Source organism: Paenibacillus montanisoli (genome assembly GCF_003268025.1).
GTDB lineage: Bacteria > Bacillota > Bacilli > Paenibacillales > Paenibacillaceae > Paenibacillus_Z > Paenibacillus_Z montanisoli.
On the sequence record NZ_QLUW01000001.1, the window covers coordinates 146,818 to 159,439 of the forward strand.

The window sequence follows — 12,622 nt, forward strand, 5'->3', positions numbered from 1 at the left end:
GTCGTGTTAGGCGCGGCGCAGCTTCGTATCGGTCAGCAAGTAGTCTTGGTCGGCATCCACGACCGTCACGCGGTTATGGCAGCACGGAAAGACGAGCAGGCGCTTCTTGCCTGTCCGAATATCGCTTAGCTCGCGGGGCCGAAGAGGGAGAAGGACGTTGTCTTTGCTGCAGAACGGACAGCTGGGCACGTAAACGTCTTTCATGACGATGTCATAAGGCCATGCGCGTTCGAAAGGGATCACGTGCTGGATGCTCCTTTATCTTCAGCCTCGGCAGCCGATTTCTTGGCGAGCTCCGCGATCTTCTGCAGCAAGATATGTTTGGGCATATGCATCAAATGCTCCAGCGGGACATTCAGCTCTTTGGCCAGCTTGATTGCGGTTTCGGGTGAGAGCTGCAATGGTTGGGTCATGATAATCACTCCTTCAAAGTTGGAAAATTCAGCGACTATGGCGTTATAATTCAGTTATACACCGCTGAAGGTGAATTCGCAACGCGGTGAAAGAGGAGGCTGCGAATGGAATCATCATTACCGATGTCTTGGGATTTAGAAACGATTTACGCGGGAGGCTCCGGCTCAGCCGCATTTGCCGAGGAGCTTAAAGGGCTGGAGCGGGATATTGACGAGCTTGACCGCAGTCTGGAGCAGGCTTCGGAGAGCGGCTCCGCCGCTTCCGCAAAGCAGTTGTCAGCTTGGACGGAGTCCGTTCAATCGATCCTGATGCGGCTGCGCCAATCCGATTCCTTTGTCGGCTGCTTGCAAGCGCAGCAAATGAAGGATTCCGCGGCAAACGGACTCAATGACCGGGTTAAAACATTGATGGCGAAGTTCAGCGCCGCCCTTACCAGCTTTGACGAGCAGCTGCTGCGCACAGATGACGAAAGCTGGACGAGCTGGCTGCAGTCGTCCGAGGTATCGCCGGTCGCCTTCGTGCTGAATGAGCGCCGCGAAGCGGTCAAGGAGAAGCTCCCGCCCAAGGAGGAGGCGCTTGCTGCTGAGCTGGCCATCGACGGTTACCATGGCTGGGGCGATTTCTATAACACGATCGTATCGCGCATCCGGTTCGAAATTACGGAGAGCGACGGAACGCAGAAGCAGCTTTCCGCCGGCCAAATGCATAACCGGTTAAGCAATCGGGACCGCTCCGTGCGCGAAGCCGCATTTGCGGAATGGGAACGCGAATGGTCGGAGCAGGGAGATTTGTGCGCAGATACGCTGAACCGCATTTCCGGCTTCCGGCTGAAGCTGTACGAGAAGCGCGGCTGGAAATCGGCGCTGAAGGAGCCGTTGGCCATAAACCGGATGAGCGAAGCTACATTGAACGCGATGTGGGCGGCAGTCGGCGAAGGGAAGCCAAAGCTTGTCCGCTATCTGGAGCGCAAGGCGAAGCTCCTTGGCATCGAGAAACTGGATTGGCACGATGTCAACGCTCCGCTCGGCTCCGCTGGCAAATCGGTGCCATATAGCGAGGCGGCCGCCATCATTACGGAGCAGTTCCGTGCGTTTAGCCCGGATTTGGCGGATTTTACGGAAATGGCTTTCCGCGATGCCTGGATTGAAGCGGAAGATCGTTCAGGGAAGCGTCCGGGCGGATTCTGCACCGCTTTTCCGAAAAGCGAACAGACCCGGATCTTCATGACTTACTCCGGCACCCCTTCGAATGTGTCGACCCTAGCGCATGAGCTGGGACATGCCGATCATCAGCACGTCATGAACGATTTGCCGCCATTTGCCCAGGAGTATGCGAGCAACGTGGCGGAGACGGCTTCGACCTTTGCGGAGATGATTGTATCGGATTCTACTCTGAGGGCTGCGTCTGGTCGCGAGGAGAAGCTGGCGCTGCTCGATGATAAGCTGAGCAATGCGGTCTCGTTCTTCATGGATATCCGCGCAAGGTTCTTGTTTGAACAGCGTTTCTACGAACGCCGCACGCAGGGCATGCTGACGAAGGAAGAGCTTTGCGAGCTGATGGAGGGCGCGCAGCGCGAAGCGTTTGGCGGCGCGCTCGGCGGCGTGCATCCGCATTTCTGGGCGTCGAAGCTGCATTTTTACTTAACGGATGTACCGTTCTACAATTTCCCGTACACGTTCGGCTATCTGTTCAGCTGCGGAATTTACGCGCAGGCGAACAAGGAAGGCGAGGCTTTTGCAGACCGCTATGTGGCTCTGCTGCGTGACACCGGGCTGATGACCGTTGAGGATTTGGCGCAAAAGCATCTCGGCGTACGTCTCGACGGGCCTGACTTCTGGCGCGAAGCGGTGCAGCTCGCGTTGGCGGACGTAGACGAGTTTCTGGCACTGACGGAAGAAGGCTGATGGTAGAGGGTTAAAACCTTCCATATCGTGGAATACTGCAAGTATAGAGAACGGTGCGGCCTTAGAGGTGACTGCGCCGTTTTTCTGTCAGCAGAACTGCGTTTAGGAAGGAGCGGTTGAAACATGCAAGTAGAGCAGACATTTGTAATGGTAAAACCCGACGGCGTACGGCGGGGGCTGATCGGCCCGATCATTTCGCGGTTTGAGCAAAAAGGCTTCGAGCTTGCCGCGATCTCGCTGCGCACGATCGACCGGCAGTTGGCCGAACAGCACTACGGCGAGCTTCGGGAGAAGCCATTCTTCGGCGAATTGGTCGATTATTTGACCTCAGGTCCGGTATGCGCGATGATCTGGCGAGGCCGACATGCGGTCGAGAACGCCCGTGCCATAATCGGCCGAACGAATCCCGTTGAGGCGGGGCCGGGAACAATCCGCGGCGATTACGGCATGGACATTTCAGGAAACATCGTGCACGGATCGGACTCGGACGCAAGCGCTGCCCGAGAAATCGCCTTGTTCTTTAACAGGGAAGCAGCGTCGCCGCCTGTCCACTTGTTTGGCGGAACGGTCGTGGGGCAGGATGAACGGGCGGTCCACTAGACTGTCGTTTACAAAAGAAAGCCCTCGCGCATCTCAAGCTGAGAACGGAGGGCTTTCGCTTTATTTTTTACTTGTTCCGAATTAGAACGTTTCGTTGATGACCAGCTTGCTTAGCGGCAGGCGGGATGTCGGACGGCCCGGTGCAGCAGCTTCGCCGATCGGAATCATCATAACCGGGATGTAGCGGTCAGGGATGTTTAGCGCTTCAACGAGTTTCGCTTTGTCAAAACCGCCCATCGGTACGGTGTCATAGCCTTTTGCTTTCGCTGCTAGCATCAGCTGCATCGCTGCAAGACCTGCGTTCTTGTTTGCTTCATCACGTGCAACCTGCTCGTAGGAATAAGCGCCTTCGATTTGATTGACCATGTTGTCGCGGATTTCTTGCGGAATGTGACCTGCTGCCAGCATTTCGTCATAGATTTCGCGGCCAGTGATTTGCGCTTGAAGGTCACCTAGAACGACGACGACTACGGAAGCGTCGGATACTTGTTGTTGACCGTATGCGATCGGACGGATCGCATCTTTCTGATCTTGGTTTTTAATGACGAGGAAACGCCATTGCTGCAGATTCCAAGAGGATGGCGCTATTGCCGCCAGCTCAAGAATTTCGTTCAACGTCTCATCCGGAATGACGACATCTCTCTTGAATTGGCGAACGGAATGACGCTCGCGCATCGCTTGCTCGGCGGTAAGTGCGGTAACGGTATGATTTTGGTTCATAATAGGTATCTTCCTCTCCATTTGGAATGAATGTAAATATAAGTAACTTAACTTTCATCATGTGACTAACGTAAGTATAGTATACTTACAAAAGATAAGCAACTACATTTTTTATGGATGTTGGAAAATTTCTTAGCTAAGCTGTTGACTGCCGCTTCGAAAATGTGGTAAATTATGGTCAATATCGCTAAACGCTACGGAAGCACCGTAACGCGCAGGTCAGCTGCGTTGTTATGGTGCTTTTTTTGCGTTCATTTCATCCTTTGCGGAGAAAGAAAGGAGTGTGGAATTGACTGCCATGAGCAAACGAAGCCTTATTGTCGCCGTGCAGGAGTCCGGTTATCTCGAACGGCTTGGCGAGTATATTCGCCATAGTCCGTTCGGCGAAAGCTGGCAGCTAACGGGCTTTACGAACCCGGCCGCACTACGCGGCTATATCCGCGGCGGTTACGCCGTCGATTTGCTCGTTGCACAGCCCGGCATGATGGATGAACTCGGCGAGCTGGCAGATGGCATCTTATCGGCTGTGCTGATGCAGTCAGCTGGAGTTGCGCCCTATAAGCATCAGCTGCAGCAATATCAACCGCTTCCTCAGCTGCTGCAGGAGTTCGCCGCTGTTTATTCAGAGTCGGTGCAGCCCTCCAAACAAGGGACAGAGGCTGATGATACCGCCATTGTTGCCGTATATTCGCCCTCCGGCGGCATCGGGAAGACGACGCTTGCGCTGCAGCTTGTCAGGCAAGCAGCGGCTTGCGGCTTACGCGTATTCTATTTGAACTTGGAGCAGTGGAACTCTTCGCCTCTCTGGGATAGTGACACTGACGGGAGCGAAGATTTCTCGCGGCTGCTCTATACGCTGCAGACGTCACCTGACAAGGTTCACGCTCAGCTGGTTGCCGTTCGCAAACGGCATACGTCGCTCGGCTTCGATTATATCGTGCCGAGCAGCAATGTGGAGGAGCGGCTGTCGCTTTCGGCCGATCATGCGGAGAAGCTGCTGGCTGCCATTAAGACGAGCGGTGAATACGACTTGATCGTAGCGGACTTGGACAGCCGGCTGGACCTGGTTCATATCGGCGTTTTCGGAACCAGCCGCTATGTGCTGTGGCTGCTGTCGCCTGATTCCGCCAGCTTGCGCAAGACGGAACTGGCAGCCCAATATGGCAGCCATAAGTATGGAAGCGCCTTTGAAGGGATGCTGCCGAAACTTCTTTACGTACTCGTGAAGGGGCCAGGCATGGGGATGGAAGGCGGCGGTGGTGCGGATTTTGCAGCGTCCTTCCCGATAGCTGCTTCTCTGCCTTTCGTCAAGGAGTGGGCGTTCTGCGGACAGGCTGCGGGCAGCGGCTACAGCTCCCCGAATTATCGGGGAGCCGTAGACTTGCTGCTCAGACAGCTAGCCTTATTACCGCCGGGAGGTGACGCCATTGAACGAAGCAACGGTCCAGCTGCTCAAGGAGCGAATCCGCAATCAGCTTGAACTGGGCAGCGCCTTGTCAGACGAGGAGTTCGGCAGCCGCATCGAGAGAGAGGTTTTTCGCTGGAGCAGGGATCATCCCCTTACGACTGGCGAGAAGATCCAGCTTGTCCGAAGGCTGTTTCACTCCTTTCGCGGGCTAGATCTCCTGCAGCCGCTGATGGACGACCCATCCGTTACGGAAATTATGATCAACTCGCATGAGGAGCTGTTTGTGGAAAGGGCCGGTCAGCTGACCAGACTCCCTATGGCTTTCGAAAGCAGGGAACGACTGGAGGATTTGATTCAAACGGTCGTCGCCGGGGTTAACCGCGTCGTAAACGAATCGACCCCGATTGCGGATGCCCGGCTTTTCGACGGCTCCAGGGTTCATATCGTACTGCCCCCGATCGCGCTGAAGGGTCCAACGATGACAATCCGTAAATTTCCCGAGAAGCCGATGCTTATGGAAGATCTGATCGCTTGCGGCGCGCTGACTAGTGAAGCGGCCGCGCTGCTGGGAAAGCTCGTAAAAGCCAAGTACAACATCTTTATCAGCGGCGGCACCGGATCGGGGAAGACGACCTTTCTCAATGCGCTGTCCCAGTTCATTCCCGAGGACGAGCGGATCGTCACCATTGAAGACGCGGCGGAGCTGCAGATTCGATCGGTGCCGAATTTGGTTTCGCTGGAGACGCGTAACGCCAATACCGAAGGGAAAGGCGCAATTGCAATGCGGGAGCTGATTCGGGCGTCTCTGCGGATGCGTCCGAATCGGATCGTTGTCGGTGAGGTGAGGGGCGGCGAGGCTATTGACATGCTGCAGGCGATGAACACCGGACATGATGGAAGCTTGAGCACCGGCCATAGCAACAGCGCACGGGATATGATCGCCAGGTTGGAAACAATGGCGCTTAGTGGAGCCGACTTGCCGATCGCCGTCATCAGGCAGCAAATCGGATCGGCAATCGATATTATTGTGCATTTGTCACGACTGCGCGACCGTTCCCGTCGGGTCATTGAGATCTGCGAGGTCGTCGGCGCGAATGACGGCGAGGTGCAGCTTCAACCCCTCTATCGGTTTCAAGAAGCGGGAGAGCGGGAAGGCCGTGTGCTTGGTGAGCTAAAACGGTGCGAGAACAGCAGGCTGCAGCAGATATGGAAGCTGCAGATGGCGGGCATGGCTGAAGCCACTGAAGGTGATCGCGCATGAAGAGAATCAATCTTAATCGATCCGATTGGCTGCTGTGGCTCGGATGGTCAGGTTCGGCGGCGGCTGCCGGCAGAGAGCTGCCTTGCTATTGGGAGTATCGGCTTAGCAAGCGGCAATTCGGCGCGGCTGCGGCAGTTGGATGCGTGCTTGTCTTTGCCTCGGCATTTTTATTCTACCGGTCTGTTGTTGCGGCGCTCGTGCTGTCTGCTGCAGGGGTACTCGCACCCAGGATCCAGCGGCGAACGCTGTTGGAGCAGCGGAGGCTTCGACTGGCGCTCCAATTTAAAGAAGCGCTCTATTCCATTGCCTCTTCGCTTGCCGCAGGTCGTTCGGTGGAAAATGCTTTTCTTACCGCTCACGAGGACCTTCGACTGCTCTATCCCGATCCATCGGCTGAGATTTTGGTTGAATTCGAGATCATCGCGGCGCGAATGGGCTACGGCGAATCGCTTGAGCAGGCTTTGACTGATTTCAGCAGCCGTGCTCAGATCGACGATATTTCGCAGTTTGCCGACGTCTTTACGACCTGCAAACGATCCGGCGGCGATCTTGTGGAGGTCATTAGACGGACATCTCAAACGATCGGCGAGAAGCTGGATGTGCAGCAGGAAATTGCCGTGATGGTCGCGCAGAAGCGGCTGGAATCCCGGATTATGATGGCGGTACCGTTTGTCTTCCTCGCCTTTCTCAACCTGACGGCACCGGATTACATGGCTCCTCTATACAACGGAATCGGCTATGTCCTGCTAACAGCGGCACTTATTCTGCTCGCGCTATGCTTCGCACTGATGGTAAAGATCATGAAAATTCGCATGTGAATGCTCAAGGAAGGTGCTGGGGTTGATTTTATCGGTTTGTGCGGGGACTTTGTTGACGGCCCTCTGGAGCGCTGCACTCGTACAATGCGAGATTCGAAGGAGACGAGTTCCGCAGAGCCCATCCGAGCGGTTCATCATCGTACCTTTTCGATACCTGCTTGACCGGTCGGGTCTGATGCAGCGCATGCAGCCTTATCTCGCCAGTTTGCACGGCAGGCTCTTTCTTCTGAACGGAAGGAGCTGGACCGTAGAGGATACGGCTAGATTCGTCGCTTTAACTGTAGGTACGGGATATTTAGCTGCATGTGCGGGGGCCTGGCTCAGCGTGCTAAGCGACGAGCAAGCGCTGCTGTACATTGGCCTGCTGCTGGGGTTCATCCTGCCTGCGGCCAAATGGAGGGATACCGCCGCGAAGGTCGAGCGCCGCAAGCAGGATATTTTGCTGCTGCTGCCCGAGGTGATCAGCAAGCTGATGCTGCTGCTTGGAGCTGGAGAAACGGTGCAGCGCGCATTAGTCCGCGCAAGCGAGCGGAAGGATGAAAAGGCTGCGAGTCCGCTAATGGTCGAGCTCCGCAAAGCCAATGAGGCCGTACGCAACGGCGAGTCCTTTGCGGCCGCGCTGGAAACGGTGAGCAGGCGCTGCGCAGTACAAGAGGTCTCGCTTTTCACAACGACGCTGCTGCTTAATTACCGGCGCGGCGGCGATCAGCTCGTGTTGTCGCTGAAGGAGCTTTCGTACTCCTTGTGGGAGAAACGCAAATCCGTAGCCAGAGCAAGAGGCGAAGAAGCCTCGTCAAAGCTCGTCTTTCCGCTTGTCGGCTTATTTATCGTATTAATGGCGCTTGTCGCCTCGCCCGCAATCTTAATGATGGGCGGCTAACTACAACACTTAATAGGAGCGATTGACATGAAAAATGTAAAGAAAGCTTGGCTTGCGTTTTGGAAAAATGAAGAAGGTCTTGGAACGCTGGAGGTTGTCCTTATTATCGCCGTTGTAATCATTTTGGCGCTGCTGTTCAAGGATTGGATCATTGCGCTAATGCAGAAATTGATGGGCGATGCGGATGACAAGGCGAACGAAATTTTCAACTAGTTTTCGCAGGTGGCAAGCTTGGGCGCGAAGGGAGGAAGGGGGTTTCACGCTGGAAGCCAGCACGGTCTTTCCGCTGATCTTCGTTTCTCTCCTGGGGCTATTGATGCTCGGCATGTACACCTATCAGAAAGTCGTGCTCTATACGGTTGCTTCTTTAACGGCGGAGCGAGCTGCCTTTCGCTGGGATAACAGCTATAGGGATGCTGTCAGCGGAATGGGGAAGACAGGCGAATATGACGGATTATACTGGCGTCTCGCCGATAATGGCGTATTGCAGTCATTGTTCGAGATGGGAAGCGGCAGTCAGGGCGGCATAAGTCTTACGATTAGGGAGGCTGTGGACGAGGATAACGGTCGAACGGCTCAGTCGCTGCCGCAAAAGAAATTGGGCAACCAAGCAGACAGAGTGATGCAGCCTCTCGAAGGGACGATTGAATACGATGGCGGCTTGCAGCAGCGCATCAAGATAAAGCTGCGTAAGCCGCTGTCCGTTCCCGTGCTGGATTCACTGCTCGGGCATTCGGAACCAAGGGCGCTATCAGCCGCGGTCATCGTAGATCCTGTTGAGCTGATTCGCAATGTCGATTTGGTCAGGTATTACGCAGGAAAGTTTGCCGGCCAATCCGGACGAGGCAAGGCACAAGCAAGGGAAGTCCTCCGGAAACGGCAATCACTTCATGACGGGGAGCAATAGAAGAATGAGTCGATGGCATTTCTGGAGGAGCGGCGATGGCGCTGTTTCGATCTACTTGGTCGTATCTACCGCTGCCATGCTGCTTGTTACATCGCTGCTTATCGATATTGCCAGAATTGCGGCGTTCCAGAAGCAAAGCGAGCTGGCTGCGCAATCCGGCATTCGATCCGCTTTGTCCGCATACGACGGGGAACTGTATGAGCAGTACGGTTTATTCGGGGCGGGGGGCACGGACCGCGGAGAACTGTTTGCACAAGCCGTAGAGCTGAATTGGAACCCGGACGACAAAGGATTCAGGCTGCTTCGCGGACGGACGGAGTCATCGCACGTGAACAGCTATGAAGTACTAGGCAATCATGCGGTCTTCACGAGACAGGTGCTGGAGGAAACCAAATATAAGGCGCCAATCGATTTCACGATAGAAATAGCTTCCAAATTCGTGCCGATGGCCTCGTCAATGAAGGAAGCTTCGATGTCGGTCGAGATGCTTGAACAGGTGCGTCGGCTCTATGATGAGCGGGAGAAGCGGCTGCAAGAGGTGCTGTCTCTTCAGAAGCAAATGGCTGCAGATATGAGGAATTCGATTGGGGCGCTTGTGCAATCAGCCGTCGGGATTGCCAGCGGCTATAGCATGTATGTGCAGTGGCGCATGGCGGACGCCATGCGAGGCGCCAATGAGGAGCCGCAGCATACGGCTTCCATCCAGACGTACCGAAACCATGCGTATAGTACGGCTTCCTTGCTCGCTGCGAATTGTGCAGCGGTTCTTCAAAGCCATCGTGAGAAACAGCAGAAAGCGGAAGCGCTGCTGCAAGAAGCGGAACGGCTAAATGAAGAGATGCACGCTATCATTCAGCGGTTGCGTGAAGAGGGAGCGGGAGACGGATTCGATCGGATGAACCGTCAGAGCTTGCAGGACGGAAGCTCCGGCTCGCATGGAGCCCAAGGAGACCTGTCCGCTTTCGGTGAAGCGAGAGAAGCCGCGGATAAATTAGTGCTGAAGCAAGCTTGGTTCGCTGCTTATCGGATGGAGCTTCAAGAGCAAACGGCGGATATGCAGAAGGTGAATGCAGCGGCTGCTGCTTTCGGACAAGCCGTAACGGCTTCCTTGGGAGGTTATGATTCATCAGGCGTGCTGTCCGAAACGAGCCGGCAGCTTGAACTAGCATACCATGCGTATGCAGCCAAATATGATCAGCAGGGAACTGTCATTCAAGCTAGGCAGAACGAGCTGGATGCCAGGCGATCCAACGATCGGGAGCGGAAGTCGAACGAGGCGGCTGCCAATTCCAAGCTGGGTCAAGTGCGGCAGCTTATACAGGCTATGGCGGCGGCTCCGAACCAGGGAGCGAACCGGGAAACGTTCCGTGAGGTTCAGAAGCGGATGGAAGCGAGCTTGAAGTTCAATGAAGCCGCTGAAGCTCAGCTTGGCGAAGGGGGCACGTCAACCGATTCCAGTGAGAAAGCCGGCGAGGAAACAAGGAAATCGATGGCATCCATAAGTACGATTTTCAGCGGTATGGCGGATCTCCTTGAGGGTATTCGGGATCCGCTCTACATCAATGAATATATCATCCATCGGTTTACTTCGTTTGATCCTCGCCTGTTTGGTCGGATCTCCGAAGGGGGAGGCAGCCAGGCGGCGTTCACTTCCGCGCTCGCTTTGGAGAATCAAGAAGTGGAGTATATTTTATACGGCTTTCATGAACCTGCCGCCAACGTGGCTGCCGCCTACGGGGAATTATTCAGCATCCGGCTTGCGATACGGACGATGGAAGGGTTCATCGCTTCGCGTGCGCTTGGACATCCGCTGCTCGTGCTGTCCGCTGCGGTTTTATATGGTATAGAGAACTCAATCGCCGATATGGCGACGATTTCGCAGAAGGGCACGGTAGAGCTTTCAAAGTACGCTCCCGCAGAGCTTAGCTATTTGGATTATTTGAGACTTTTTCTGATATTACATGGCGGCGGCTCGAAGAGGACCGCGCGAATGATTGCCGTTATTGAGCACAACACAGATCTTACGTTGACAAGCGTCTCGACCGGATTAACCGGGGAACTGACGTCCTCGGTAAATTTGTGGTTCTTGCCAGGACTGATGAGAAGCTTTGCGTTAACTGGCTTACTGGGCGGAAAGGTGAAGAATAACCGTTATGAAGCGACGCATACCATTGGCTGGTCGTACGGGTAGACGCGGCGGAGAAGCCGGAAGCATCGTTGTGGAGGCTGCGCTTATTCTGCCGATCGTACTTATGGTTATTTTGTTCTTTATTTGTTTGATTCGGCTGAATGCCGTACAAATGGCGCTTCACAGCGCGGTATCGCAATCTGTTCGGCAAGCTGCGGCTAATATTCATCCGATCGATCTCGCCTTGAAGCATGCAGCGTCTAGGAATTCAACAGCAAATCCGACACTTGATCAGGCGCCTCTATCCACTGTGACTGCTCTGAAACAGCTGCCCGGAATTGACTTGGTTGCCCGGCAGCTCGAAGAATGGCTTCCTTCCCCGGCAGGTCCGCTGCTGTCCGCAGCGCTGCAGGGGAATTGGATGCCGGTAGTGGATGCCGCAGCTACAGAGGCAGGGCGGCATATCGTTGAACCGCTGCTGCGGCACGAGGCGGATGAAGCTGTGCTTAATCCGGGGCAGCTTCGGCTTAGCAAGCTGTCGCTGCCCGATTTGAAAGGCCGGTCGGAGGTAATGCTGCGAATCGAGGCGGAATACGAGTTTAAGCTTGCTTTTCCGTTTACGAGGAAAACGATTCTGCTCAAGGAGAGTGCGGCCGAGCGTGTATGGATAAGCGATTCGGTGCCTGCGCGCAAGGACGATCAATCGGAACAGGACGATAAGGCTCCTATTCAAATTGTGCAGCTTGAGCCATCGCCGATAAACCCGGGCCATAGGGCGCGCGTCGTTGTACGTACAAATCCGGGCAGGAAGCTTTCCATTAAAGTCATGTACAAAAGCGGCCAAAGCGTTGCTAAACATCTCGGCGAAACCGTAACGGACAGCGAAGGATACGCGGAATGGACCTGGCTTGTTTCCGGCAATACGACGCCTGGCATATGGGAGCTAATCGTCACTTCGAGCGACGGCGCTTCCCGTTCCGCCCGACATTTTGTCGTGGAGAAGAGAACGCGCGACTAATCGATCTGGAAAGGAGGCGGTTGATGCTGATGGCTCAGATTGACAGCGTACTGGCGGCTATTCTAATTGGCATTGCGTTTATTTGTGATATCCGCGAGCTGCGCATCCCCAATTGGCTGACGGTATCCTTTTTTGCAGCCGGACTCGTTTATCATTTGGGAGTTGACGGATGGCATGGCGGGTTTTTCTCCTTACTAGGAGCATTAGCGGGATTTCTTCCGCTTCTCGTTTTGTATGCGTTTAAGGGAATAGGGGCGGGGGACGTCAAGCTGTTCGGAGCTCTGGGCGCCGTGGTTGGCGCAGGGCATTCGCTCCAGGTGCTTATGTATTCCATTTTGTACGGCGGTTTATTAGGAGCTGCGCTAATTGTCATGAATCAGTCGTTTGCGAGGCGAATGCTGCTGCTCGGATTATCTCTGCTTTCCGTAAATTGGAGTCTGAGAGCAGAGGGGTTCGCGAGTCTGAAGAAGGATAGCTTGCGCTTTCCGTTTATGATTGCGGTGCTCCCGGGAGCTGTTACGGCTTGGTTCTTCATGCGCGAATGGCCATTCAATTAACTAATGT

Annotated in this window: 14 protein-coding genes; 11 read left to right on the plus strand and 3 right to left on the minus strand. The window is 54.9% G+C overall.

All coding sequences use genetic code 11. From position 1 onward, the window contains the following. Positions 1 to 6: 6 nt before the first annotated feature. Both DL346_RS00680 and DL346_RS00685 read right to left on the minus strand, forming a co-directional pair. The gene (locus DL346_RS00680) at positions 7 to 243 is read right to left on the minus strand and encodes a hypothetical protein (RefSeq protein ID WP_112880058.1); all 237 of its coding nucleotides are present in this window, start codon (positions 241 to 243) and stop codon (positions 7 to 9) included. Then, positions 240 to 413: a YycC family protein gene (locus DL346_RS00685; RefSeq protein WP_112880060.1), complete on the minus strand. Its 174-nt coding sequence runs from the start codon at positions 411 to 413 to the stop codon at positions 240 to 242. Before DL346_RS00685 ends, DL346_RS00680 begins: the two co-directional genes overlap by 4 nt. Positions 414 to 518: 105 nt before the next feature. Here DL346_RS00685 and DL346_RS00690 point away from each other — a divergent pair, with 105 nt between their 5' ends. After that, on the plus strand, positions 519 to 2,318 hold the full coding sequence (locus tag DL346_RS00690) for a M3 family oligoendopeptidase (protein ID WP_112880062.1): 1,800 nt from the start codon (positions 519 to 521) through the stop codon (positions 2,316 to 2,318). Positions 2,319 to 2,441: 123 nt separating this feature from the next. Next, positions 2,442 to 2,918 carry a nucleoside-diphosphate kinase gene (gene ndk / locus DL346_RS00695; protein WP_112880064.1) on the plus strand — a complete coding sequence of 159 codons (477 nt, stop codon included), beginning with the start codon at positions 2,442 to 2,444 and terminating at the stop codon, positions 2,916 to 2,918. 81 nt (positions 2,919 to 2,999) lie between these two features. Here ndk and DL346_RS00700 read toward each other — a convergent pair whose 3' ends face one another. Next, positions 3,000 to 3,638, minus strand: coding sequence for a nitroreductase family protein (locus DL346_RS00700; protein WP_112880066.1), 639 nt, complete (start codon positions 3,636 to 3,638; stop codon positions 3,000 to 3,002). Positions 3,639 to 3,936: 298 nt separating this feature from the next. On the opposite strand from DL346_RS00700, the gene DL346_RS00705 reads away from it, so the two are divergent. Genes DL346_RS00705 through DL346_RS00745 form a run of 9 tightly spaced genes read left to right on the plus strand, consistent with a single transcriptional unit; the run spans position 3,937 to position 12,615 of the window. After that, positions 3,937 to 5,118 carry an AAA family ATPase gene (locus DL346_RS00705; RefSeq protein WP_112880068.1) on the plus strand — a complete coding sequence of 394 codons (1,182 nt, stop codon included), beginning with the start codon at positions 3,937 to 3,939 and terminating at the stop codon, positions 5,116 to 5,118. Beyond that, entirely contained in the window at positions 5,066 to 6,307 is a 1,242-nt protein-coding gene (locus DL346_RS00710) for a TadA family conjugal transfer-associated ATPase (RefSeq protein ID WP_112880070.1), read from the plus strand. The genes DL346_RS00705 and DL346_RS00710 overlap by 53 nt, the downstream gene beginning before the upstream one ends. Then, complete coding sequence (locus DL346_RS00715) at positions 6,304 to 7,125, plus strand: type II secretion system F family protein (RefSeq protein ID WP_112880072.1); 822 nt, start codon at positions 6,304 to 6,306, stop codon at positions 7,123 to 7,125. The genes DL346_RS00710 and DL346_RS00715 overlap by 4 nt, the downstream gene beginning before the upstream one ends. Positions 7,126 to 7,147: 22 nt before the next feature. Continuing rightward, the gene (locus tag DL346_RS00720) at positions 7,148 to 8,005 is read left to right on the plus strand and encodes a type II secretion system F family protein (protein ID WP_133257459.1); all 858 of its coding nucleotides are present in this window, start codon (positions 7,148 to 7,150) and stop codon (positions 8,003 to 8,005) included. A gap of 27 nt (positions 8,006 to 8,032) precedes the next feature. Continuing rightward, entirely contained in the window at positions 8,033 to 8,218 is a 186-nt protein-coding gene (locus DL346_RS00725) for a Flp1 family type IVb pilin (protein WP_112880076.1), read from the plus strand. Further along, positions 8,190 to 8,912 (plus strand): pilus assembly protein, encoded by a 723-nt coding sequence (locus DL346_RS00730; protein ID WP_133257460.1) that lies wholly within the window; start codon positions 8,190 to 8,192, stop codon positions 8,910 to 8,912. The genes DL346_RS00725 and DL346_RS00730 overlap by 29 nt, the downstream gene beginning before the upstream one ends. Positions 8,913 to 8,916: 4 nt before the next feature. Continuing rightward, positions 8,917 to 11,103 (plus strand): hypothetical protein, encoded by a 2,187-nt coding sequence (locus DL346_RS00735; RefSeq protein WP_112880080.1) that lies wholly within the window; start codon positions 8,917 to 8,919, stop codon positions 11,101 to 11,103. After that, the gene (locus DL346_RS00740; protein ID WP_112880082.1) at positions 11,066 to 12,058 is read left to right on the plus strand and encodes a TadE/TadG family type IV pilus assembly protein; all 993 of its coding nucleotides are present in this window, start codon (positions 11,066 to 11,068) and stop codon (positions 12,056 to 12,058) included. The genes DL346_RS00735 and DL346_RS00740 overlap by 38 nt, the downstream gene beginning before the upstream one ends. A gap of 23 nt (positions 12,059 to 12,081) precedes the next feature. After that, positions 12,082 to 12,615: an A24 family peptidase gene (locus DL346_RS00745; RefSeq protein ID WP_165822320.1), complete on the plus strand. Its 534-nt coding sequence runs from the start codon at positions 12,082 to 12,084 to the stop codon at positions 12,613 to 12,615. Positions 12,616 to 12,622 lie beyond the last annotated feature (7 nt).